This window comes from Pseudomonas sp. NFACC13-1 (assembly GCF_900104425.1).
Classification (GTDB): Bacteria; Pseudomonadota; Gammaproteobacteria; order Pseudomonadales; family Pseudomonadaceae; genus Aquipseudomonas; species Aquipseudomonas fluorescens_AA.
The window spans coordinates 1-23,307 of sequence record NZ_FMXV01000043.1; the positions used below are offsets into that span (position 1 = coordinate 1).

The following is a 23,307-nucleotide window of genomic DNA, read 5'->3' on the forward strand; positions in this document are numbered from 1 at the left end:
CGGTGCAATTGCGAGGTTGCCCAAAAGAGGTGCTGTTTCATTCCGATCAAGGCTGCCAATACACCAGCCACAAATTCAGGAATGAAATGCGCAAGCATGGACTCCTGCAAAGCATGAGTCGCAAAGGTGAGTGCTGGGACAACGCCCCGATGGAGCGTTTCTTTGGAAGCCTGAAGTCAGAGTGGGTGCCAGAAGATGGCTACAGCTCGGAGCATGAAGCCCGCGTGGATGTGCAGCGTTATGTGATGCGTTACAACAACGTCAGACTCCATAGCTACAACGACTACCGGTCGCCGGTAGCTATGGAGAAACTGGCGGCGTGAAACCGTAACTGGTGTCCAAAATTAGTTGACCAGTTCAGGCTTGCCCGCGATGGCGGCGATGCGGTCTTTCAAAAATCGAGGCGCCTGTTTCGCGAGCAAGCTTTGCTCCCACAACGGGAGCGTGCGGCATTAGCTAAAACCCCTCGCCATAGCGCAATGTTTCGAGTGCGTCATAAGGCCCCTGCGCCCAGTGCAGGACCCGCTCACGCAACAGCGCCGAAGCCTCCCGGCGCTTGTCTTCGCTGTCGCCGACAAACGCCTGCGCCGGCTGCTTGGCATGCTGCCCCACCGTCGCGAACACGTGCCTGCATTGCTCGTCATCGAGCCCGAAAAACGCCGCCAACCTGCCCGTCATCGCCTCGGGCAGTTCGGTGTAGTTGACCGCCGTCCCAGCCAATGCCCGGCAGTGTTGCAAACCCGATCCCAGCAAGCGCCCCACCCGACGCGGGATGAAATCTTCCTGGCTGCCGAACGGCAATCCATCGTCCAGGACCGTCGCCCCGATCATCCCTGGCACCATGTGCATGCCGGGACGCCGCAGGTGGGAGACCGAAATTTCCAAGGGGTCGCGGTACACGAACAGCCAGGGTGTGTCGGGAAAGCACTCATGCAGCCGCGGCAGTTCACCGATGTTCCAGGCGTCGAGCTTGACCACCAGGCGTTGCTCCACACCTCGGCGGCGCTGCCCGTAGGCCGACATCAAGCCCTTGAGCGCCACGCACCGCTCGGCCGGTGGCAAATCACTGCGCAGCAGCGTATCCAGCGGTGGCGGTTCCGAGATAACGATATGGTCGTCCAACTGGGCGAGCATCTGGCTGATCAATGTCGAGCCGCAACGGGAGGCATGGAATATGAATGCGCCGGGCTCAAGTCCCGGGGTTTGTCGTTGCCACTGACCGAGGGCGTCCAAGGGCGTCCGGCGGCGGAACGCCTGGTTGAAGGGCAGGCGCAGGGCGTCTTCCACCGCATCGCCAAAGAACGGCTGTGACAGATGCGCGTCGCCGAACCAGCACCAATCGACCCACCACTGCCCAACCTCTTGCCATAGGCGGATCGGCAACCAACCGTGCAGGTTCAGGTCTTCCACGGGTTTCTCCACTGCTGGCGACCGTTGCGCATGGCGGCCCGCAATTCTTCCCGGGTGAAATGAAGCCCTCGCTCGGCCCCCAGCGCCAGAGTGGATTCAATGAAAGCGTCGAGGTCGTGCAGGCTCTGCAAGGTGCGGGCGAGGTCAGGATCGCTTTCCACGCGCTGCTGAAAACGGGCGAAGTCGCTGTGCCTGACGCCCGCGGCGGGGGTGGTGGGCAGCCCATCGGCGATCTGCTGGGCCAGCCACGGCCCGGGGCGACAATCGAGCACCAGATGAACCCGCGAATGAGCACTTCGGTTAACCACCCGGTGAGGCCGCGCCAGGTCGAGAAACCAGCACTCGCCGGCCGTCAGCGGAATGATTTGTCCCTCCAGGAAAAAGTCCACGTCCGGTGGGCTGAGCAGCGGAACGTGAAGGCGCAGGTCGGCGTCCGGCCCGCCCAGGTCATAGTCGCGATGCTCGTGGATGCACCCACCGGGGCCCAGCCGCAGCAGCCGGGCCGAGACGATCTCCAGGGGCCAGTCGCGCAACGCCTCCTGCCAACGACCGTCTGCCAGCCAAGGCGCACGCTGGCTTGGCTGACCGCGCCCGGGCGACAGCTCGGTGACGGCATCCGCCGCCGAAATCAGCGCCACCCCGCTCCAGTCGCCGCTGTAATAGGCACTGTTGAAATGCCCTTGCCAGCGCACGTCTTCAATGGCCGCCAGTGCCTGCAACAGCAACGGCAGGTTCACCGCCACCGGCAGCCGGGAAAACGCCGGGCGCGTCATGCCAGCGCCCGGTTATTGAGTCACCGCGGCCGTCTTCGGCACGGTGATATCGCCCTGGGCCCAGGCCGCTTCGCGGTTCGCCAGCGCCGTCGCGATCGATTGCACTGCGGTCGATTGCACTTCGTTGGGCATTGGATCGAGGCCGGCGCTGGCGAAGATCTGACCGTAGGCGTTGCGCAGGTCGGCATAGGCCAGGTCCCGGCGCAGATCAGCCTGCAAGGTGTTCAGCTCGCCCTGGATCAGGTCCAGTTCGCCAATGCCGGCGGCCTGGTGACGGCTGCGCAACTGGCCAACGATCTGCCCGTCGATGTCCGACAGTTGCTGGCTGGTCTTGAACTGGCGCAGGGCTTCACGATAGTTGGCGTTGGCGACGTACAACTGCGCCAACACGGCAATCGACATCGCCTGGCGCCGCGCCGCCGCGACTTCTTCACCGGCCTTGGCCACGTCGATGGCCGCCGGGGCGGAGATCACGTTGAACAGGTTCCAGGTGACTTTCACACCATAGTCAGCCCAGCCCTGCTCCACCAGGAACGAGTTGCTGTCGTAGTGCCCGCCGGCGGAAAACTCCAGCCCCGGCAGCAGGCGCAACATGGCCTTGCGGGTTTCGGCGGCGGTGATGCGGGTCTGGTAATCCTGCTCGCGCAGTTCCGGGCGGCTGGCCAGGGCTTCCTGTTCGAGACGGGCCAGGTCGACCTTGAGTTCCGGAATGTCGTATTCATCCTGGGTCGCCAGGGTCAGCTCGGTGCCCAAGGGCAGGTTGATCAGGGTCGCCAGTTCGGTCTTGGCCAGGGACAGCGCCCGGCGCTGTTCTTCAAGCTGGCGGGTGGCCTGGATCAGCGAGCGCTGGTAACCCAGGGCCTGCACCGGGTCGCCGATGCGCTGTTCGCTCATGCTCTGGCTGTTGCCACGCGCCACGTCGACCCGGGCCATCAGGCTGTCGATCTGCTTGAGCAGGCGCTCGGCGGCCATGGCGCGCCAGTAGGCCGAGCGCACGTCCTGGACGATGGTGTTGATCACCTTGCGCCGGCGCTCCTGCACGATCAGACGCTGGTCCCCGGCCTGCTTGGCACTGATGTAGCTCACACCGAAATCGAGCACGTTCCAGACCATGGTCAGGTCCGCCACTTCACGGTCACGGTCCTGGGAGGTCGACGGTTCCAGGGACTGGGTACCGGTTTCCACGCTCTGGCTGCTGGAGGCATTGACGTTGTTGCGGCCCACATACCCGGCGTCCAGGGCCATGCGTGGCAGCATGTCGAAACTGGCCAGGTCCAACTGACGCTTGGCCAGGGCCTCCTCCATGATCTTCAAGCGACCTTCGAGGTTGTACTTCACCGCCCGGGCCATGGCCTGGTGCAAGGTCAGTGGGCCGCTCAGCGGCTCCTGGTCCTTGTACATGTTCTGCAGGTCGGTTCGGGCGCGCTGTTCGCTGACGCTGCGATCGATCGGCTCGCTGGTGACCGCACACCCGCTGACCACCAACGCCAGCAAACTCATACCGAATAACTTCTGACTTCTATTCATTCCCTGGATTGCCCCTGGCTGCCCCAATATTTTTAGAATTCAGGCCTGCGCTTGGCTGATGCCGACCTGTCGTAACGCAGTTGCCAGGCTGTCGACCTGACGCTGTTCAGTGTCCTTGAGCTGTTGCAGCTGCTGGCCCAAGGTCGGTGCGCCGAACATCCCGCGCAGCCCTTGGGACACATCTCCCCCCTGCATCGACTGGCTGCCGAAGGCGTTCAGCGTCTCGGTGTCGGAACCGGAATCGCGATTGAACAGCCCCGACAACGTGCTGCTGCCGAACACCCCGCCATCGCCCCCACCAAAGCCCAGGAACCCCTGGCCGGAACCATCGCCGGCGGCGTCGGTGCCGAAAACCTGGGCGATATAGCTCGGCGCCAGTTGGCCCCGGTTGATGAAAATATCCCCAATCGGCTTGAGGCCACCGCCAACGTCCCGCTGCTCGAACAACGGCGGGAACCCCAGCGGCGAACCGAGGTTGCCGGTCGGCGGGGTAAAGACGATCGGTTGCAGCGGCACCTCGGACGGCGGGATAACCGTGACCGGGTCGGACGTCAGGAACTCCGGCGGCGGCTTCACATCGTTGGGTACCACAGTGTCGATCGCATAGTTGTTGGACACCGCCACGCTGGCCCCGGTGTTGCCGGTCAGGTCGCTGACATTGCTGGTGTCCAGGGCGATGAAATTACTCGGGTCGGTGAGGTTCGCCGTGGGCGTGAACGTCGCGGTCCAGGTCCTGCCGCCGTCGCTGCTGGTCAGGTTGGTCAGTTCGCCGTTGGTGACGCTGAGGTCCGACAGATCGAAATTGCTCACTGCCTCGCTGAAGGTGATGGTGACCTGGGTCGTCTCGCCCACGGTCAGGTTCGGATCGGCCACCACGATGGTCGCTGTCGGCCGGGAGGCATCGAGCGCGTAGTTACTGGAGATCGCAATGCCTGCCCCGACGTTGCCGGCGAGGTCCTGCACGTTGCCGGTGTCCAGCAGGATCAGGTTGGTGGCATCGCTGACGCCTGCGGTGGGCGTCAGGGTCGCCGTCCAGGTCAGGCCGCCGTCGCTGCTGGCGAGGTTGGACAGCACGCCATTGGCCACGCTGAGATCCGACAAGTCGAAACCGGACACCGCCTCGGTGAAGCTGATGGTCACGGTGGTGCTCTGGCCGATGCCCAGGGTGGTATCGCCCAGGGAGATGGTCGCGCCAGGACGAACCGTGTCGATCGCGTAGTTGTTGGAGTTCACCACGCCGACGCCGCTGTTGCCCGAGGCATTGACCACGCCGCCGGTGTCCAGGGTGATCAGGTTACTGGTGTCGGTAATGTTCGCGCTCGGGGTGAACGTCGCCGTCCAGGTCACGCCGCCATCGGAGGACGAGACATTGCTCAGCGTGCCGTTGCTCACGCTCAGGTCGGCGTTGTCGAAACCGCTGACCGCTTCCGAGAAGGTAATGGTGACCTGTGAGGTTTCCCCTATCCGCAGGGCACTGTCAGCCACCACGATCGTGGCAGTCGGTACCTGCGTCTCGACCGCATAGTTGGCCGAATCGGTCGTGCCTGTCCCGGTGTTGCCGGCCGCATCGCTCACGCCGGTGTTGTCCAGGCTGATCAGGTTGGTGGCGTCGGTCACGCCCAGGGTTGGCGTGAAGGTCGCGGTCCAGGTCAGGCCGCCATCGCTACTGCTGACGGCGCTCAGGGTGCCGTTGGCCACGCTCAGGTCAGCGTTGCTGAAGCCGGTTACCGCCTCGCTGAAGGTGATGGTCACCTGGGCGGTTTCGCCCGGTTTCAACACCGAATCGCTCAGCACGATGGTGGCGGTCGGAAGCTGGCTGTCGACGCTGTAGTTGTTCGAATCGGTGGTGCCGCTGCCGACGTTGCCCGCCAGGTCGGCGACGCCGCCATTGGCGAGGGTAATGACATTGCTGGAGTCAGTGATGCCAGCGGCAGGCGTGAAGGTCGCGGTCCAGGTAATGCCGCCGTCATTGCTGCTCAGCCCGCTGAGGGTCCCGTTGGCGACGGTCAGGTCGGCAGCGGTGAAGCCCGTCACGGCCTCGCTGAAGGTGATGGTCACCAGCGAAGTCTCGCCCGCGGCGATGGCGGTGTCGGCGACGACGATGGTCGCGGTCGGGCGCACGGTGTCGATGGCGTAGTTATTGGAATCGGTGGTGCCGACCCCGGCGTTGTTCGCACCGTTGCGCACGCCGGTGTTGTCCAGGCTGATCAGGTTGCTGGTGTCGGAGATGCTCGCGCTCGGCGTGAACGTCGCCGTCCAGGTCACGCCGCCATCGGAGGAGGAAACGTTGCTCAGCGTGCCATTGCTGACAGTCAAGTCGCTGTTGTCGAAACCGCTCACCGCCTCATTGAAGGTGATGGTCACCAGGGAGGTTTCACCGATGCTCAGGGACGTATCGGCCACCACGATGGTCGCCGTCGGCACCTGGGTATCGACGGTGTAGTTGGCGGAGTTGCTGGTGCCGGTACCGGCGTTGCCGGCCGCGTCGCTCACGCCGCTGTTGTCCAGGACGATCAGGTTGGTGGCGTCCCGCGTGCCAGTGGCCGGGGTGAAGGTCGCCGTCCAGGTAATGCCGCCATCGCTGCTGCTCACGGCGCTCAGGGTGCCATTGGCCACGCTCAGGTCCGAATTGTCGAAACCACTGACCGCCTCGCTGAAGGTGATGGTCACCAATGATGTTTCGCCGACGCTGAGGTTGCTGTCGGTCATCACGATGGTTGCGGTCGGACGCAGGGTATCGACAACGTAGTTGTTCGAATCCGCAGTACTGGTGTTGATGTTGCCCGCCACATCGGCGATCGAGCCACTGTTGAGGCTGATCAGGTTGGTACTGTCGCTGATTCCCGCACTCGGGGTGAAGGTCGCGGTGAAGGTAATGTTGTCGCTGGTACTCAGCCCGCTCAGTGAACCATTGGCCACAGTCAGGTCAGCCAGGGTGAAGCTTGTCACGGCCTCGCTGAAGGTAATGGTCACCAGCGAGGTTTCGCCAATGGCAACGGTTGGGTCGGCCACGACGATGGTCGCGGTGGGACGCACGGTGTCGACCACATAGTTGTTGGAATCGGTGGTGCCGACGCCCGCGTTGCCCGCGCCGTTGATCAAGCCGGTATTGTCCAGGGTGATCACGTTGCTGGTATCGGAAATGCTCGCGCTCGGCGTGAACGTGGCCGTCCAGGTCACGCCCCCGTCGGAGGATGAAACGTTGCTCAGGGTGCCGTTGCTGACCGTCAGGTCGGAGTTATCGAAACCGCTCACCGCCGAATTGAAGGTGATGGTCACCTGGGTCGTCTCGCCGATCCCCAGCGTACTGTCGGCGACCACGATGGTCGCGGTCGGCACATTGGTGTCGACCTGGTAGTTGTTGGAGTTGGTCGTGCCGGTGCCGGTATTGCCTGCTGCATCGCTGACGCCGGTGTTGTTCAGGGTGATGACGTTGGAGGTGTCGCTGACCCCGAGGGCCGGGGTGAACGTGGCGGTCCAGGTGATGCCGCCATCGCTGCTGCTGACGGCGCTCAGGGTGCCATTGGCCACGATCAGGTCCGAATTGTCGAAACCGCTGACCGCCTCGGAGAACGTAATGGTCACCAGCGAGGTTTCGCCGACGCTCAGCGCGTTGTCGGCCACCACGATGGTCGCGGTCGGGCGCAACGTGTCGACGACGTAGTTGTTGGAGTCGGTGGTGCCGGTGCCCGCGTTGCCCGCCCCATCCACGACGCCCGTGTTGTTCAGCGTGATCAGGTTGGTCGCATCGCTGGTGCCGACGCTCGGGGTGAAGGTGACGGTGTAGGTGATGTTGTCGCTGGTGCTCAGCCCGCTCAGGCTGCCGTTGGCGACCGTCAGGTCAGCCAGGGTGAAGCCGGTCACCGCCTCGTTGAAGGTGATGGTCACCACCGAGGTTTCGCCCAGGGCGAGGGTCGTATCGGCGACGACGATGGTGGCGGTGGGGCGTGCCGTGTCGATGGCATAGTTGTTGGAGTCGGTGGTACCGCTGCCGGCGTTGCCGGCGGCGTCCGCCACGCCGGTGTTGTCCAGGGTGATCAGGTTGGTGGCGTCGCTGGTGCTGGCGCTCGGGGTCAGTGTCGCGGTCCAGGTGATACCGCCGTCGCTGGTGCTCAGCCCGGTCAGGGTGCCATTGGCGACCGTCAGGTCGGCGGTGGTGAAGCCGGTCACTGCCTCGTTGAAGGTGATGGTCACCAGGGACGTTTCGCCGACCCTCAGGGCGTTATCGGCGACGACGATAGTCGCGGTCGGGCGCACGGTGTCGACAGCATAGTTGTTGGAGCTGGTGGTGCCAGTACCGGCGTTACCGGCCAGGTCCAGTACGCCGGTATTGGCCAGGATAATGAGGTTGGTGGCATCCGTGGCACTGGCGCTTGGGGTGAGCGTCGCGGTCCAGGTGATGCCACCGTCGCTGCTGCTTAGTCCGCTCAGAGAGCCGCTGGCGACGGTCAGGTCGGCCAGGGTGAAACCCGTCACCGCCTCGCTGAAGGTAATCGTCACCAGGGACGTTTCGCCGATGCTCAGCGCGTTATCGGCCACCACGATCGTCGCGGTCGGGCGCAGGGTGTCGATGGCGTAGTTGTTCGAGTCGGTGGTGCCGGTACCGACGTTGCCGGACAGGTCGGCAATGCCGCCGTTGTTCAACGTGATCAGGTTGGCGGTATCGCTCACGCTGGCGGTCGGGGTCAGCGTTCCGGTCCAGGTGATACCGCCGTCGCTGGTGCTCAGCCCGGTAACCGAGCCGTTGGCGACCGTCAGGTCGGCGGTGGTGAAACCAGTCACCGCTTCATTGAAAGTGATGGTCACCAAGGACGTTTCACCGGCGCTCAGCGCCGTGTCGGCGACCACGATGGTGGCGGTCGGCAGCACGGTGTCGATGGCGTAATTGTTGGAGTTGGTGGTGCCGACACCGGCGTTGCCGCTCAGGTCCGCGACACCGGTATTGTTCAGCACCACCAGATTGGTGGTGTCGGTGACAGCGGCGTCGGGTGTCAGGGTTGCGGTCCAGGTGATACCGCCGTCACTGCTGCTCAGGCCGCTGAGGGTACCATTGGCCACCGTCAGGTCGGCCGTGGTCAATCCGCTGACCGCCTCGGAGAAGGTGATGGTCACCAGTGAGGTTTCACCGCTCCTGAGGGCCGTGTCAGATACCACGATGGACGCCGTCGGTGCCACGGTGTCGTTGACCACGTAATTGTTCGAATCGGTGGTGCCCACGCCGGCGTTACCGGCCAGGTCCGCCACACCGGTGTTGTTCAAGGTGATGATGTTGGTGGTATCGGCGATATTGCTTGCCGCCGTCAGCGTACCGGTCCAGGTGATGCCGCCGTCGCCGCTGGTCAGGGTGCCGATGGTGCCGTTCTGCACCGTCAGGTCCGCCGCGGTCAGCCCGGTCACCGCCTCGGAGAAGGTGATGGTCACCTGCGAGGTGCCGCCAGAGTTCAGGTTGGTGTTGGCCACCACGACAGTCGCGGTGGGCGGCGTTTCGTCCGGCGTGTAGTTGGTGTTGATGGTACCGCCATCGCCATAGACGTTGGCCACCGAACTCGGCGTGACACCTGCCGTGCCGGCACTCGTCCCGCCTGTGCCGCTGCCGCCGACGTTGCCGGCCAGGGCCGCGAAGTTGGCCGCGGTCATCAGGATCGAACCCTTGTTCCAGATAGCACCGACGCCCACGCCACCGGCGCCGCCCGCCTGGGTGTAGCCACTACCGGCACCGCCGCCACCGCCTCCGCCGCCCGCTCCGATGTTGTTGGAGATGACCGAGTTACCGATGATCCGCAGGGTTGCGCCCGTGTCGTTGTAGATCCCACCGACCGCGCCACCGCCCGCACCACCGATGTCGTTATAGCCGTCGCCACCACCGCCGCCGCCGATGGATAACCCGCCGCTGCTGGCCGTGCCACCGGAGGAACCGGTGCTGTAGCCGGCATAGACGGCGCCGCCGGCACCGCCGGTCGTGGAGCCGCCACGGCCACCGATGTTGAAGAAGCCGCCACCGGCACCGCCCTGCCCCGTCGAGCCGTTAGAACCCGTGGAGTTAAGCGTATCGCCGCCGCTACCGCCGATGCCGCTGCCGGCCGCTCCGCCACCACCGCCGCCGCCACCCGCGTATTCCGGAGTCACACCGCCGCCGCCACCACCGCCAGAAGCGACGTTCGCGGTGACCGTAACGTTCCTCAGGGTCAAGGTGCCGGCGTTGTAGATCCCGCCGCCCTTGGACACCAGCGCATCGTCGCCGCCGTTACCACCATTGCCCGCCGTCATGCCCCGGGTAATCACCAGGCCATCGAGGGTGGCCGTGGTGCCGGCCGTCACGCTGATCACCTGGGTGCGGAATTGCCCGTCCAGGGTGACATCGGCGACGTTGTCGTTGTTGAGATCGCCGTCGATCGTGATGTTCTTGTTCACCACCAGCACCTGGGTCAAGGCGACGGTCATGCTGCTGTTGAAAGTAACGATATCGCCGTTCTGGGCGGAAGCCAGGGCGGCGCGCAGGGAGCCCACGCCGGTGTTGGCATTGTTGGTGGCGGTCCAGGTGGCCAGGCCCCACTGGTATTCACTCATGGCATTGGCCGAGAGCACGTTGGCGCTCTCGATGTTGCCGGTGGCAATCTCCAGGTCCCAGTCGCCGCCGACGCCAGTGCGATCGTCGGAAGCCGCCACGTCGCGGCCGGTCAACTGTGCCAATGAATTCACCAGGCTCAGGCCACGGTCACCTTCGGCGGTGTAGCAGCCGTAGATCAGGATATCGCCGCCGGCGTTCATGTCCTGGCCGATCTGCGCCAGCACTTCGCTGCGCGCCTGGACGTTGTCCGCCGACAGGTAGCTGTTGCCCAGCCACAAATCACCGGTGTTGCCGTGGGCGATGATCTGCACCGAGCTGACACCCTGGTGGGTGTCCAGGTAATCGGCGATCTGTTGCAGGCCGTCCTTGGTGGCATCCAGTTGCACCACCTGGGTCCCGGGCGCCACGCCTTCGAGCAGGCTGGCGGAATCCTTGACCCGGGAATCGACGAACACCACGGATTTGCCCGGAACGGCAGCCTGGGTGGCATCGACCTGGCCTTGGGGCGCATGCGTGTCGGCCGGCTGGTCCGCCGTGGGCGTCTTGGCCGCCTCGGCAGTCGGATGAGCGTCCGGTTGCGCGGCGTCGGCCACGGTGGCCGCCACCGCGCCGTCGAACAGCATCCGCGGCTCCAGGGACATGATCATTGGCGATGCCAGGGCCTGTGCGCCCTCGGTTACCCGCGATTTGCCTTTGCTCCACCACATGACGATCACCTGGACTCGAACTTCTTGAACGCAAATGAAAAAAACCGCTGTCAGCTGACGGCGGCGTCGGTTTTCATACGAATGACATTGGCGGCGCTTGCGGACCCATCGCGCCAGAACGACAACTCGGCATATTTTTCAAACAGATCCGGCGGCAACAGGGTCCGCCGGGCTTGCGGCGCGACCTTGGGCTTGACCTTGTGCAGGCCGGCAACGCCGAGGGCCTGGTCGAAGGCGGGTGCGTCGTAGGTCAAGTGATTGAAATCGTGTTCGAACCAGGGCTCGCCGATGAACTCGTACACCAGGCGCATGACCCGCTCCGGGGCCTGGCTCAGCAGGTCGTAGTCAACGATCAGCAGCGACTCGGCGTTCTCGCCGTAATAGGCCTCTTTGAGCGCCGTCCAGGCAAGCCCCACCAGGCGATTGCGCTGGGCCAGGGTTTCGCAGCGGCTGTAGACGGTGTTGCGCTCGTCATCGTCGTTGAACAGCTTGGTGTTCTCGAACGGGTTGGCGCGATAGAGGCGCTCCAGGCTGTCGAGGATCCAGGCGACGTTGCGCACGCAAGCGATGGTCTTGGCCTGGGGGAACAGGTCCTGCAGGGCAGGCAGGCGGGCGCACCATTGGCGATTGGTGTCGAAGATGACCGGTTTATCGGCTTTGTCGGCGTAGTAGGAATCGAAGAGGCCACGCAACAGGCGGCGGCGCAGGTCGGTGTCGATCACCGAACCGAACTCGCTGCCGGCGCTGCATTGCTGCAGGACGGTGCTGAACAGCGAACCGACGGGACTGGTCATGCCGGCATGAAAGCGCGGGTTCTGCAATAAAATGGCAGAAAGCAGGGTCGAGCCTGAGCGCGGTAAACCGGAAATAAAGTGAAACTGCGGCAATCCCTTCACCTGTTTTGTAGTCCTTTTGTATCGCCAAGCGTAGCCGATGAAATAACCTTCGCCTAGTAGTACTTTGATATCAGATTCGCCCAGACTGAAAATAAGGATGGACGGTAGAAACCCTCGGTGAACCTGAATCGATTAAGCCGTTTCGCGACATTTTTCCGCCCGCTTCGCTCGGCAAAATCAAACATCCCGGTCTACGCTCAGCCGTGCGTGACCAGGCCAGGGAATCAAAGGAGTCGGGCTGATCGCACTCTTGTCCTTTATGCGCCGGGCATTGCGAAACCAATCACCTGAAGGATGAGGAATCTATGGAAGTATTCATTGGCACTATCCAGTCATTCGCCTTTAACTTTGCCCCCAGGGATTGGGCCCTGTGCAACGGGCAGACGCTTTCCCTTTCCCAGTACCAGACCTTGTTCGCCTTGATCGGCGTGACGTACGGAGGCAATGGCCAGACCAACTTCATGCTACCCAACCTGCAAGGTCGCCTGCCCTTGGGGCAAGGCAACGGCCTGGGCCTTACCCCGCGCGTCATGGGCGAGGTCTCCGGCACCGAAAACGTCACCCCGACGCTGAACAACCTGCCCATCCACACCCACACCCTCACGGGCGTCACCGCCTCGACCACCCTGCAACTGGCGAACCCGGCCAGCAATCCAGTGAACACGCCCACGGCCACCAACTCATTCATCGGCACCTCAGGCACCGGGCCAGGTTCGGCGACGATCTATTCCGACCAGATCGGTGCCTCGCCCGTACCGCTGCAAGGTGTCAGCACGACCGTCAGCGGCACGATTTCCCCCGCAGGCAACGGCATGCCATTGGCCATCATGAACCCGTTCCTGGCCATCAACTTCAGCATCGCCCTTCAAGGCTACTTCCCGTCCCGCAACTGATGAACCGCCGGAGGGCTGCGGTCCTCCGGCCTTTTGGAGTGTCGATATGCTGCAACAGGTTCATAGCCGCCATTTCCAAGCGCTGCTGGGCCAGACCGGCAGCCTGACCCTGCCCGATGGCAGTTGCCTGCCGGTACGCTTCGAAACCCTTGAGGAGACACCTCGGGCGAAGATGCCGAACACCGAGCGCATGCCCTTCAGCGTCGAGTTCAACAGTCTGGAAAGCACTGCGTTCGTGGACGGTCTTTGCGGGCTGGAGGTGCCGGAACTGGGCAAGATCGAGGGGGTGTTCGTGTCACGGATACCACCCATGGGACGGGATCCGGCGCTGGGATATTTCTACATCGCGTTTAACTAAAGACTGGTGGCCCCTTGTGGGAGCGAGCTTGCTCGCGATGGCGGACGGTCAGCTGCATCCATGTTGGATTTCCCGCCCTCATCGCGAGCAAGCTCGCTCCCACATTGAACAGGTGGCAAGTCAGGCACTGTTCAGTTGCCTTTCGGATACCAGACCAACCGCTCCGCCGCCGGGTTGCGCTCTTGCACTTCGAAACCCAGCGCCAGGTAGTGCCGGCGTGCATGGGGGTTGCTGGCCCAGACCACCGTCGCCACCGGGCAGCGGATCTGTTGCGCGGCTTTCTGCACCCCTTGCAACACCGCCCGGCCATACCCCTGCCCACGCGCCTGGGGAATGAAGGCCAGGTACAGCACGCGAATTTCATTGGGGCCGAAATCCGTGCTCAAGGCACCGATCGCGGTGCCGAGTTTTTCCACGACGTAATGCATGGCGTCGGGGAAGTTCTCGCCCAACCCTTGCTCCTGCACTTGGAACTGCTGGGCAATCACCTGCTGCACCTGCTCGGGGTCGCCGTCGATCCATTGCAGGTCAGGCCGCGCCGCCTGGTAAAGGCCCTGCAGGAATGGGCCATCGCTGACCCGCGATGGACGCACCACCAATCCCTCTGCCGCCACTGAATCCATGCTCGCTCCCCAAGACTAGAACCCGCTTTCCCTGACACCCAACGCCGCCAACCGTCGCCAGGCCGCTCCCAACACCGACTCGCCCTTGCCCTGCAACACCGCCACGCCACGCAGCGGCTGCGCCGGAGCGGACGTGTCGTCCAGCGCACTCAGGCGCACACCGTATTGGGCCTGCACCGGCTCGGCCCGTTGCTGCGAATCGCGGCGCACCGCAATCGGCCCATGGTGGTCGGACGTCAACGCTTGCTGTTCGACCCAGGCCACGCCGTTGGTGTCGATTTCATTCAACTGCACGGCAATCGACGTGTGCATCGGATCGTCCGCGATGAACCGTCCCGTGGCGCCCGGCCCGACCCGCCAAAGCTCGGCTTCGGTGAGGTACCCGCGCAACCGCGAATCGGTCTGCACCACTCGCGCCAGCGCCTGCGTCGGTGACAGCCAGCGCCCTACCGACAGTTGCGGCAACAAGTCGCGCACCTGGCCGGCATGGGGCGCACGCAACAACAGGCGTTCGCGCTGGGCCACCAGGCCCCGGTGCTCGGCCACCGCTTCGGCCAGTTGCTGTTCGATGATGCCGGCATCGGCGGCGGTTTCGCTGCGCCCGGCCTGGCGGCGCATCTGCAACTGCTGGATCTGGATTTCCCGGCGCACGATGGCCAGGCGCGAGGCCATGTCCGGCGATTCCAGTTCAATCAATACATCGCCCTGGGCCACGGTCTGGCCGTCGTGCACGTTCACCTGCTTGACCCGTGCCGCCACTGGCGCATGCAAGGCACTGGCCCGCCCGGCCTCGAGCATGACCGGCACTTCCACCGCGCTGCGCCAGGGCAACAGCAACGCCAACAGCAACCCCAGCAACACCAGGCCGGTAAGGAGCATCCGCCCACGGTGGGCTTGCTCACGGCGGCTCCACCATTGCCGCCATTCATTCACGATGGGCATCACAATGAACCACACCAATTCCACCATCATCAGAAAAATGCCCAGCACCTTGAAGAACAGGTGATAGACCGCCAGGGCAATCCCGAAAAACAACAACGCCCGCCACAGCCAGGAACCGTACCCCCAGACCAGCAAACGCCGACGCATCTTCGGCGACCAGGGTTCCGGCGCCGCCGCGCCATAACCGAACAAGGCTTCGCGCAGGCGCCAGCGGCACAGGGCGAACGCACGCCCCTGCAGGTTATCCACCGCCCAGAAATCACTGAGCAGGAAATACCCGTCAAAACGCATGAAAGGGTTCAAGTTGATGATCAGCGTGGTGATCCAGGTGGCGCTGGCCAGCATGAACGCCGCGGTGCGTGCCGGCCCGTCGGGCAGCAGCGACCAGGCCAGCAGCGCGATGCACGCCAGCAGCAATTCGGCCAGGACCCCGCCGGCACCGATCAGCAACCGTGCGCGACGATCATTGATCCGCCAGGCGTCGCTGACATCGGTGTAGAACATCGGCAACAGCACCATGAACGCCACGCCCATGCTTTGCACACGACAACCGGCACGCTTGGCCATGAAGGCATGGCCGAACTCATGGCACAGCTTGGCGAAGAGCAACGCCGTCCCGAAGGCCAGCGCACCGCCCAGGCTGAACAGGTGCGGAAACGTCGCGATGAAGCGCTGCCAGTCCCGCGACACCAAAAAGATGCCGAGGCCCAGGGTCAGCGGCAGGCCATAGCGCAGGATCCCGGGCCCGAACCGCGCCAACCAGGGCCAGGCCCGGTTGAGAAAGGCGTCCGGGCGCCACAGCGGTATGCGAAAAAACAGGTATTGATGCAGCAGGATCTGCCACAGGCTCTGGCGTTGTGCGGCGGTCTTGAAGAGGTAACTGTCGCGCTGTTGTGGGTCCATTGCGCTGATCAGGTCATGGCCGCGCAAGAAACCCAGCAGTTGCTCCAGCGACTCGCCATTGAGCGGCAGGCCCGGCTCGCGGTTTGCGGCTTGCAGCACCTGCTCCGGATCGCCCAGTGACCAGTGCCGCAACATGCGCATTGCCGCCGCGCCAAGCTTGAAGTAGCGCCCGCGCACCGGATCGGCCAAGGTCCACTGCGGCGAACCGTCCGGGTCCGGCGCCGCCGGGGACAATTGCAGGTCCGGCCGCAGGCTCGGCAAGTCCATGCTACAGGCCTACGCTCTGGCGCAGGCCGGCCAGTGGCCGACGCAACAGGTACAACGCCAGCGGCGCGCGGTCGCCGAAGACCTTCGCCGTGCCCCGCAGGCCGATGCGCGGCGCCGTGGCATCGAAACGCGCGTCCAACCGATACGCCAACTGCCCGGCGGCGGTAGGCTGCGCTTCATAGGCCGAGCGCTCGAGCCAGGCCAGGTGCCGCTGCAACGGGTCGCTGTCGAGAAACAACGCCACTTGCGCACCGGGCTCCAGGGCGATCGCATCGCCCACCGCCAATTCAATACGCAACTCGGCCTGGTTCGGGTCGGCGATTTCCATCAGTCGCTCGCCGGTCTGCACGGGCTTGCCGAGCCAGCGCTCGGCGTCGGCGAACACCGCAATGCCGTCGCGCTCGGCGCGTACTTCGCTGCGCTTGAGCAGTTCAAGCGCGTAGTTGCGCTCGGCGCGTTTCTGTTCGACGCGGGCGGCCAGCAAGTCAATCTTCGAACTGGATTCAGCGTCGGCAAACGAGCGCTGGGAATTGGCCTTGAGTTCGGCCTCGGCCACGCCCAACGCACGTTCGGCCACATCGGCCTGGGCCTTGAGGCTGGTGCTTTCGAAACGCAGCAGCAGGTCGCCGTTCTTGACGGTCTGGTTGGGCTTGACCAGGAACTCGGCGATCACCCCATCCAACGGCGCCGCCACCACCTGCCCACCCAGCGGTACCACTTCGGCCGGGGCCAACACGGACTGGCGCACCGGGATCAGCAAGCCCAGCAGCAACACCGCCACCAGGGCGACCTGGCGCTTGCGCGTCCAACGCAGGCGCCACGGCTTGCGCGGTTGCAGCGCCAGCCACGCATGGCTGTAGGTGTCCCCCAGTTGCGACAGCAGCACTTGTTCGGGTGGGGTCCAGGGCAGGTCCCGGGCCAGCCACAAACCGCCGAATACCTGGCCCTGATGATCGATCAACGGCAGCCAGAACACTTGCCCGGCGGACAGGCTTTGCCAGTCCGCCCGGATGGATTCGCTCACCCCATCGGCGGCGATCACCCGAGCCTGATTCAACAGGCCCTGTTTGAATAACTGCGCCACCGCCTGCTCGACAAATGCCACGAATGGCGCATTCGGCTCCACGGTACTGACGCCGGTCACCGCCTGGACCTTGCCGGCGATCAACAACGCGGCATGACGAAAGCCGAACAGGGCCTGGCCGTCATTGACCAGGCTGTAGCTCAATTGTGCCGGCGTTCGTGCCGCCCGGGTCTGGCGTTCAAGGTCAAGGAAGCGGGCAAACACCTGCTCGGCGCTGCCCGATACCGGCGCGTTCACTTGGGCTCCGCGAAACGCGCCGTGCCGCTCATGCCCGACAGCAGGCCGCTGGCATCCGGCACGCTCGCCACCAGCAACAAGGTCTGGCTACCCTCGTCGATGCGCGCGCCCAGGCGCTTGACCGTCGCTTGCAACGGCTTGCCGGTTTCATCGGGGACGAAGGTAAAGGGCTGGCCAGGCTTGAGCCGGTCCATCCAGCGCGACGGCACCAGCAGGTGGATCTCCAGGGTGCGGTTGTCGACCACATCGAGCAACGGCGCGCCGGCCGCCACGCTTTCGTAGCGCTGAACCTTGCGCGCCACCACTTGCCCGTCGAAGGGCGCGATCACGCTGCAACGCTTGACCTGAACCTGGTACACCTGGGATTGGGCCTGAGCCTCGCTGAGCCGGGCCTCGGCCCGCGACACCTCAAAGCGCCCGACCGATTTCAACTCCGCCAATTGCCGATTATGCGCCAGCTCTTCACCGGCCCCCCGGCTTGCCGCCTGGGCCGCGTTGAGCTGGGCCTGATAGGCCGAGCAATCGAACCGCGCCAGAGTATCGCCCTTCTTGAACGACTCGCCCTCGCTGAACGGCAACTCGACGATGCGCCCGGCCAACTCGCTGGCCAGCACCGCCTGGTCTCGCGCCCGAAGCACCCCACGCGCCTCATTGCCACTCGACGCACTGGCCGTGACACCGCTTTCCAGCAGAGGATCGTCCGCGACAGGCGTTTGCGCCTGCACGCCGCACGTTACAAAGGTCAACCCCACAACCCAACTACTCAAACGTCCCATGCCGTTACTCCCTGACGGATGGGCGGAGTCTACGACAGCGGTGGGGGGCGTCAAGGGAATCGCCGTCAGGAGTGAGAAAACTCTTGTTTCAAAAAGGTCGAAGAGGGGACAAAAAAACGCTCAGTTTTTTCCTGATATGTACGGACATCAAATCCTACGAAGTATTGAGAATTTCCATTCGTTGGAAAATGGTTTTCGGTGATGGATTTCTACCGTTGCTCTAAGAGAGGCTCTATTTCGTAACAAACGCTGACAGATCAAGCAAAGAATGGATTTGACCTTCCACCATGCATACGCTCAACACTGTTGCGCCGGTGACGAGAGAGAATCCAGCCAACGGTTGACGTTATGACACGCTCAACTTAGGAAGGCCCTACTCAACCCCGTACGCAGAGATTCAGTTCTCTGGCTGTTGGGGTGAAAAAACCGGCTTAGGCCGGTTTTTTCGTTTCTGGGGATCGAGTTTGTGCGCACCGCATTTTTTGTTGACGGCTATAACCTGTTCTATGGACTGCTCGCAGACACACCTTACAAATGGCTGGATTTGCGAAGCCTGTTGTCACACATCGCGCATATCGAAAACCCGCACAGCACAACTGTCTCAGTTGATTACTTCACCAGTTCCCCAACCAAGTACCCACGCACAAAGCCCCCGCCATCAAGCCGGATTATTGGTAGCAGCCAACGTCAACTCACCATCCCGGTACACCACCTCACACCCCAGCCACGCCACATCCACCTGCGGCAGCACCGCCGAGGGTTTGCGCAGCTCACGCAGCAACGTCGAGCCGTGGGACAAGCGCCCACCCATTCGCGCAATCACGGCCCGGGCGCTTTGATAGTGTGCGTGGCGACCAGGGTCCAACGTGTCTTCAAGCAGAATGTCCTCACCCAGAATTCCTTGAGCCTGCCCCGGATAAATCATGAAGCCGCTGGCCTGCTCGGTGCCTTCACGACCGTCCTGCCAGAAGCTGCCATCGCGGGTGCGGATGTCCGGGTGCGGCGCGAACCAATGCGCTCGGTCAGCCGTCGGCATGGCGTGGTGCAGGCGAAAGAACATCCGCATCAGGTTGTCGCGATACCATTCGCGCACTTGCAGGTAGTAGCCACGCAAGCCCGGCAGGCCGGTCGAATGAGCCAGGCGAATCGCCAGGGGCCATTGTGGGAAGGCCTGCAAGGGCAACTCGGTCAATGCTGGGCGTGGCGTGGCCGGGTCGGTTTCCCAGGGCAGGCGATGGGGGCTGTGTTCAAGGTTGTCATAGGCGGTCGGCGGCCGCCCCAACAGGTCGCCGCCACTGCTGGCCAAGGCGCTGGCGATGCACAGGTTGCCCTGCACCACGAACACGTAGAAGCGGGTGAACCAGTCGGCCAATTGCTGGCCGTCGGCACCTTGTCCGCTCAGTGCATGCAGCTCTCGGTCAAAATGTCGCAAGCCGTTTTCCAACGTCAGCAAATGCCCACGGGCGATGCGTTGCATGCGCAGGAACAACGGCAGCGAGCGCAGCAGGCGCAGTGGCCGCCACGGCAGGTGCGGTGTCGCACCGCCGACCTCGCCGGCGTAGCTGCTGGCACTGATGCCCCAGTCGGCCAGCCGGGCGAGAAACAGGTCATTGTTGATATACGAAGCACCGCCAAACACCGCCGTGAACGGCTCATTGTCCTGCAACACCCGTGAGTCCCAGCGCGCCATGATCGCCGGGATGCTCGCCGCCGCACGGCGCTGGGCGTACTCCACCAAGGCGCTGGGTTGCGGCGGCAGGATCTCGGCGATGTTGGCGGCGGTCAGGTGACGGCGCCAGCCGTAGTCGCTGATCGGTCGGTATTGCAGCAACCACAGTTGGGTGCCGTCCCAGGCCCATTCGACGTCGCCGGGCACGTAGTGGAACACCTGCAGCACGCCTTGCAGGAAACGCCATAGCACGTCTTCGGTCAGGCCATGGGCGGGCTTGAATGCGCCGCTGCTCCATGACTGGCCGAGGCGGGAAAGGATCGCCCGCTCGGGGCTCACCTGGCCATCGGCCAACGACTCCAGGTGACCTTCGACCCACTCCAGCTCGACGGACAGGTGGCGCACGAAGGCGATCCCCGACAGCCGTGGCGTGATGAAACGCTGCACCACCACTTCCTCGACACCCGCCGCCGTCAACTCGGCAATGCGCACCGGCACGTTGTGCGTCGGTTCACGCAGGAACGTGGTGCTCAGGCCAGCATTCGCCGCGTCGGCCTGATCTTCGCCGTAACTGGAAGAACGCACGGCCCAGATAGCGTCCGGCTGGCTCTTCAAAAATCCTGGTAAGCGCGGATCATGACAGTCGTTGAGCGACAGCGCCGCAGGCACTGCTTGCCCGGCCAGCTCTGCCAGGCACAAGCGCCCACCCTTGGTGTGCGCGACGAAACCACGCTCGCCCGACTCCAGCCATGCGGCGAACTCGGCCGGCGCATCGATCCATGGGTAGTGGCCCCAGCCGGGTTTCAGGCTGATGGTCAGATCGGCACGGGCCAGAATGGCGGACCAGGCCGCCGCTTGCGCGACGCCCAGCACCTTGTCCTGATCGCCCCACACCAGCTCGACCGGGTCGGTGATCCATTCCAGCAGTGGCAACGCAGTGTCCGCACGCAGCTGATCCCAGAGCGGCACAAAGGCGCGGCAACGGGCATAGCCGGCGCCCATGCGCTGGTATTGCGCGGGCGTCCAGGTCTGGCGGGAGAATTTGTGGGCGAACAGCGTCGGCTTGTTCGAGAGCAGCCAGTGGATGGTCTTGCGAATCGGCAGCGGCGACATCAACGCCGGCAATCGTCGCTGCCACAAAAACGCGCCCACCGGCGCCAGCAACACGCTGCGGCAGAAGTGCCCCGGCTGACGTTGCAAGGCGTGCAGCACCAGCAAGGCATTGACCCCGACCGCCATGATCGCGCTGCCCTTGTCCGTTGCCGCCAGCAACGCCTGGGCGTAGGCCGCCAGGTCCTCGCAAGGGGCCTGTGGGTTATTGCCAAAGCCCGGCAACTCTAATGGCACCACGTCGTAGCGTTCAAAGTGCGGCAGCGCGTCATCCCACCAATCGGCGGCGCTACCGTTGCCGGCCAGCAGGTACATCCGGGGCTTGCTCATGGACGGTCCTCAGGCCAGGTCGCGCAGGGCTGCGTCGAGGGTCGGATAACGGAAGGTATAACCGGCCTCGACCAGACGATTGGGCACCACGCGCTGGCCGTCGAAAAACAACTGGGCCATCTCACCCGCCAGGGCACGCACCGGCGCGGCTGGGATGTGGAACCACACCGGACGCTTGAGTACCTTGCCCACGCGCTCGGCGAACAGCGCCTGACTGACCGTTTCTGGCGCCACCAGGTTGTAGGTGCCGCTCAGGCTCTCGTCATCGAACGCACGGGCGATCACTTGGATGACATCGTCGCGGTGCACCCAACTCATGATTTGCCGACCATCGCCCATCCGCCCGCCGAACCCCAGGCGAAACGGAATCAGCAACGGCAGCAGCGCTCCGCCCGGACCGAACACCACGCCCAGGCGCATCACCACCTGGCGTACGCCCAGCTCAGTGGCGGGCCGGGCCGAGGCCTCCCAACGCACACAGAGTTCAGCCATGAAACCATCGCCCCGGCTGGCGCTTTCATCGAGGCTTTCGCTGGCGTCGCGCACGCCATAAAAACCGACGGCCGAGGCCTGTATCCACAAGGCCGGTTTGTGTCGGGCGTTTTTCAACCAGGTCATCAAGGCTTCGGTGGTATTGACCCGGCTGGCGATGAGTTGCGCCTGGCGCTTGGGGCTCCAGCGCGGCCCGGCCACCGGTGCGCCCGCCAGATTGATCACGATGTCGAAGGTTTCGTCATGGCCCAGTTTGCCCAACGCACGCAGGCACCGGGCGCGGCCATCGAACAGATAGGCCGCTTTCAAGGGATCGCGAGCCAGCACGCTGACCGTGTGCCCGGCGTCGAGCAGTTGATTGACCAGGGCTTCGCCGATAAACCCGGTGCCCCCCGTGACCAGCACGCGCTTATAGGCGCCACCGGCAAACGGGTTGGCGGGCTTGCCCGCGCGTTGCATGCGCAAGGCCGCCACGCCGTCGCGAATCCCCGAGGCCGTGACCCCGATGGCGAACAAGGTCAGCAGCCAGCCGCGCCAGCCCAGGTCGATCCCGCTCAGGCCGGTGGGCAAACTCGCCCACTGCGCCAGCTGCACCCCGTACAGCGCGAAGAAGGCACCGCCGTTGACCGCCAATACCGTGTGCATGATCCGCTCGATGGCGGGCAACTTGCGGGTGCGGTCCTCGACCACGAAGTCCCACAGCGTCAGACCGATCTCCAAGGCGAACAGCAGCGCGATGACAATCGCCCAGGTGCCTTCGAAGGCCAGATGGGCAATGCCCAGGAACAGGATCCCGTAGAAGCACGAACGCAAGGCGTGGATCGACAGCTCCAGCCGCGCACTGTGGCGATAGGGCAAGGCGACGGTCAGTTCGTGGTGATACAGGGTATCCAGTGCGCCCAGGATCGCCTGGGCGATCAACAGCGTGATGGCCCAGTCCAGCAGGGAAAAGTCAGGCATGGTTTGCATCACCCGGCGCATGGTCAGTCAGGGAGGTGCGGCGGTCATGGCGATAGAGCCAGAACAGCGGCGGCAGTAACAGCAGCAGCGCGAGACCGTCGAGCCACAAGTGCGACCAGACCCGCGCCTGGGCGGAAATCAGCATGTCCTGGGGCGCCCACAGCAGAATGCCGGCGATTATCCAGGCCCAAGGCATAGCGCTTTTCAGGCGATTGCCGATGTGCACGAGGGCGAACATGTACAACGCGTAGCTTTGCAACGTGGCGCCGAACAAGGCCAGCCACCAGACCTGCTGTGCGCTGGCCGTCGCGGGCACCGCGGCGGCGCCCCAGAAGGCCTGTTCGATGTTTTGCAGGTAGCCATCGAGCAAGCCCGAATGGCCTGCCCAGCTCAGGGTGATGCCGGCAAGCAGATGCATCAGGGCGGCGGCATAAAGCCAATTGACCAAGGCTTTGCGAAGGGTGCTTTGAGGGACTGGCATTCCGTGTCCTGAAGGCTTGCTGGAGGGTCGCAAGTCTAATGGAAAAGGAGGTTGCTTTATCTGGCTATTTGGATTGGGTGCACTCGTACAGCCAGGTCCTAGGAGATTTCCTTCAAGTTGTAGCGATGTTGGTGAACTTGTCCGGCTTCGGGCCCGCCGCTAGTCTGGGTTTGTCACTGAAAAAACGGTGACACGGACGTGCAAGTCCGGGTACAACAACCGAATCATAATGCCTCCGGCCATTTATGGTGCATTCGTGCCCGCGTTTTATGGCGGCTGTGTTCGGGAGACTCTCAAGGTC

General features: G+C 63.9%; 15 protein-coding genes and 1 pseudogene. 4 read left to right on the forward strand and 12 right to left on the reverse strand.

What is annotated here, in order from left to right; all coding sequences use genetic code 11:
• Positions 1 to 323, forward strand: a 323-nt coding sequence (locus tag BLQ55_RS29885) for an integrase core domain-containing protein (protein WP_143011796.1), incomplete at its 5' end; no start/stop codon positions are given.
• Between the two features lie 133 nt (positions 324 to 456).
• Here the strand turns inward: BLQ55_RS29885 and BLQ55_RS29890 are convergent.
• Genes BLQ55_RS29890 through BLQ55_RS29910 form a run of 5 tightly spaced genes read right to left on the reverse strand, consistent with a single transcriptional unit; the run spans position 457 to position 11,881 of the window.
• Positions 457 to 1,410 carry a sulfotransferase family protein gene (locus BLQ55_RS29890; protein ID WP_092259135.1) on the reverse strand — a complete coding sequence of 318 codons (954 nt, stop codon included), beginning with the start codon at positions 1,408 to 1,410 and terminating at the stop codon, positions 457 to 459.
• The gene (locus tag BLQ55_RS29895) at positions 1,398 to 2,183 is read right to left on the reverse strand and encodes an aspartyl/asparaginyl beta-hydroxylase domain-containing protein (protein ID WP_092259138.1); all 786 of its coding nucleotides are present in this window, start codon (positions 2,181 to 2,183) and stop codon (positions 1,398 to 1,400) included. The genes BLQ55_RS29890 and BLQ55_RS29895 overlap by 13 nt, the downstream gene beginning before the upstream one ends.
• A gap of 12 nt (positions 2,184 to 2,195) precedes the next feature.
• A complete protein-coding gene (locus BLQ55_RS29900; protein ID WP_092201364.1) occupies positions 2,196 to 3,710 on the reverse strand; it encodes a TolC family protein in 1,515 nt (504 codons plus the stop codon).
• A gap of 39 nt (positions 3,711 to 3,749) precedes the next feature.
• Positions 3,750 to 10,985: an Ig-like domain-containing protein gene (locus tag BLQ55_RS29905; RefSeq protein ID WP_092259141.1), complete on the reverse strand. Its 7,236-nt coding sequence runs from the start codon at positions 10,983 to 10,985 to the stop codon at positions 3,750 to 3,752.
• A gap of 50 nt (positions 10,986 to 11,035) precedes the next feature.
• Positions 11,036 to 11,881, reverse strand: coding sequence for a sulfotransferase family protein (locus BLQ55_RS29910; protein WP_092201368.1), 846 nt, complete (start codon positions 11,879 to 11,881; stop codon positions 11,036 to 11,038).
• Positions 11,882 to 12,186: 305 nt separating this feature from the next.
• Between BLQ55_RS29910 and BLQ55_RS29915 the strand changes: the two genes are divergently transcribed.
• Together BLQ55_RS29915 and BLQ55_RS29920 are read left to right on the forward strand one after the other, a co-directional pair.
• Positions 12,187 to 12,774, forward strand: a complete 588-nt coding sequence (locus BLQ55_RS29915; protein ID WP_092259144.1) for a phage tail protein — start codon at positions 12,187 to 12,189, stop codon at positions 12,772 to 12,774.
• A 46-nt stretch (positions 12,775 to 12,820) separates the two neighbouring features.
• The gene (locus BLQ55_RS29920) at positions 12,821 to 13,132 is read left to right on the forward strand and encodes a DUF6916 family protein (RefSeq protein ID WP_092201372.1); all 312 of its coding nucleotides are present in this window, start codon (positions 12,821 to 12,823) and stop codon (positions 13,130 to 13,132) included.
• A 131-nt stretch (positions 13,133 to 13,263) separates the two neighbouring features.
• Here BLQ55_RS29920 and BLQ55_RS29925 read toward each other — a convergent pair whose 3' ends face one another.
• The 4 genes from BLQ55_RS29925 to BLQ55_RS29940 are packed head-to-tail and all read right to left on the reverse strand — an operon-like array spanning position 13,264 to position 17,964.
• On the reverse strand, positions 13,264 to 13,755 hold the full coding sequence (locus BLQ55_RS29925) for a GNAT family N-acetyltransferase (protein ID WP_092169367.1): 492 nt from the start codon (positions 13,753 to 13,755) through the stop codon (positions 13,264 to 13,266).
• 15 nt (positions 13,756 to 13,770) lie between these two features.
• A complete protein-coding gene (locus tag BLQ55_RS29930) occupies positions 13,771 to 15,867 on the reverse strand; it encodes an efflux RND transporter periplasmic adaptor subunit (protein WP_092259147.1) in 2,097 nt (698 codons plus the stop codon).
• Between the two features lies 1 nt (position 15,868).
• Positions 15,869 to 17,188 (reverse strand): efflux RND transporter periplasmic adaptor subunit, encoded by a 1,320-nt coding sequence (locus tag BLQ55_RS29935; RefSeq protein WP_092259149.1) that lies wholly within the window; start codon positions 17,186 to 17,188, stop codon positions 15,869 to 15,871.
• Entirely contained in the window at positions 17,185 to 17,964 is a 780-nt protein-coding gene (locus BLQ55_RS29940; protein ID WP_092259152.1) for an efflux RND transporter periplasmic adaptor subunit, read from the reverse strand. The genes BLQ55_RS29935 and BLQ55_RS29940 overlap by 4 nt, the downstream gene beginning before the upstream one ends.
• A 466-nt stretch (positions 17,965 to 18,430) precedes the next feature.
• Between BLQ55_RS29940 and BLQ55_RS32645 the strand changes: the two are divergent.
• Positions 18,431 to 18,589, forward strand: a pseudogene (locus BLQ55_RS32645) (NYN domain-containing protein); the annotation flags it as partial.
• A 33-nt stretch (positions 18,590 to 18,622) separates the two neighbouring features.
• Here the strand turns inward: BLQ55_RS32645 and BLQ55_RS29950 are convergent.
• The 3 genes from BLQ55_RS29950 to BLQ55_RS29960 are packed head-to-tail and all read right to left on the reverse strand — an operon-like array spanning position 18,623 to position 23,006.
• Positions 18,623 to 21,073, reverse strand: coding sequence for an alpha/beta fold hydrolase (locus BLQ55_RS29950; RefSeq protein ID WP_092259155.1), 2,451 nt, complete (start codon positions 21,071 to 21,073; stop codon positions 18,623 to 18,625).
• A gap of 9 nt (positions 21,074 to 21,082) precedes the next feature.
• Positions 21,083 to 22,525: a TIGR01777 family oxidoreductase gene (locus BLQ55_RS29955; protein ID WP_092259167.1), complete on the reverse strand. Its 1,443-nt coding sequence runs from the start codon at positions 22,523 to 22,525 to the stop codon at positions 21,083 to 21,085.
• A complete protein-coding gene (locus tag BLQ55_RS29960; protein ID WP_176814267.1) occupies positions 22,518 to 23,006 on the reverse strand; it encodes a cell division protein in 489 nt (162 codons plus the stop codon). Before BLQ55_RS29960 ends, BLQ55_RS29955 begins: the two co-directional genes overlap by 8 nt.
• Between the last annotated feature and the right edge of the window lie 301 nt (positions 23,007 to 23,307).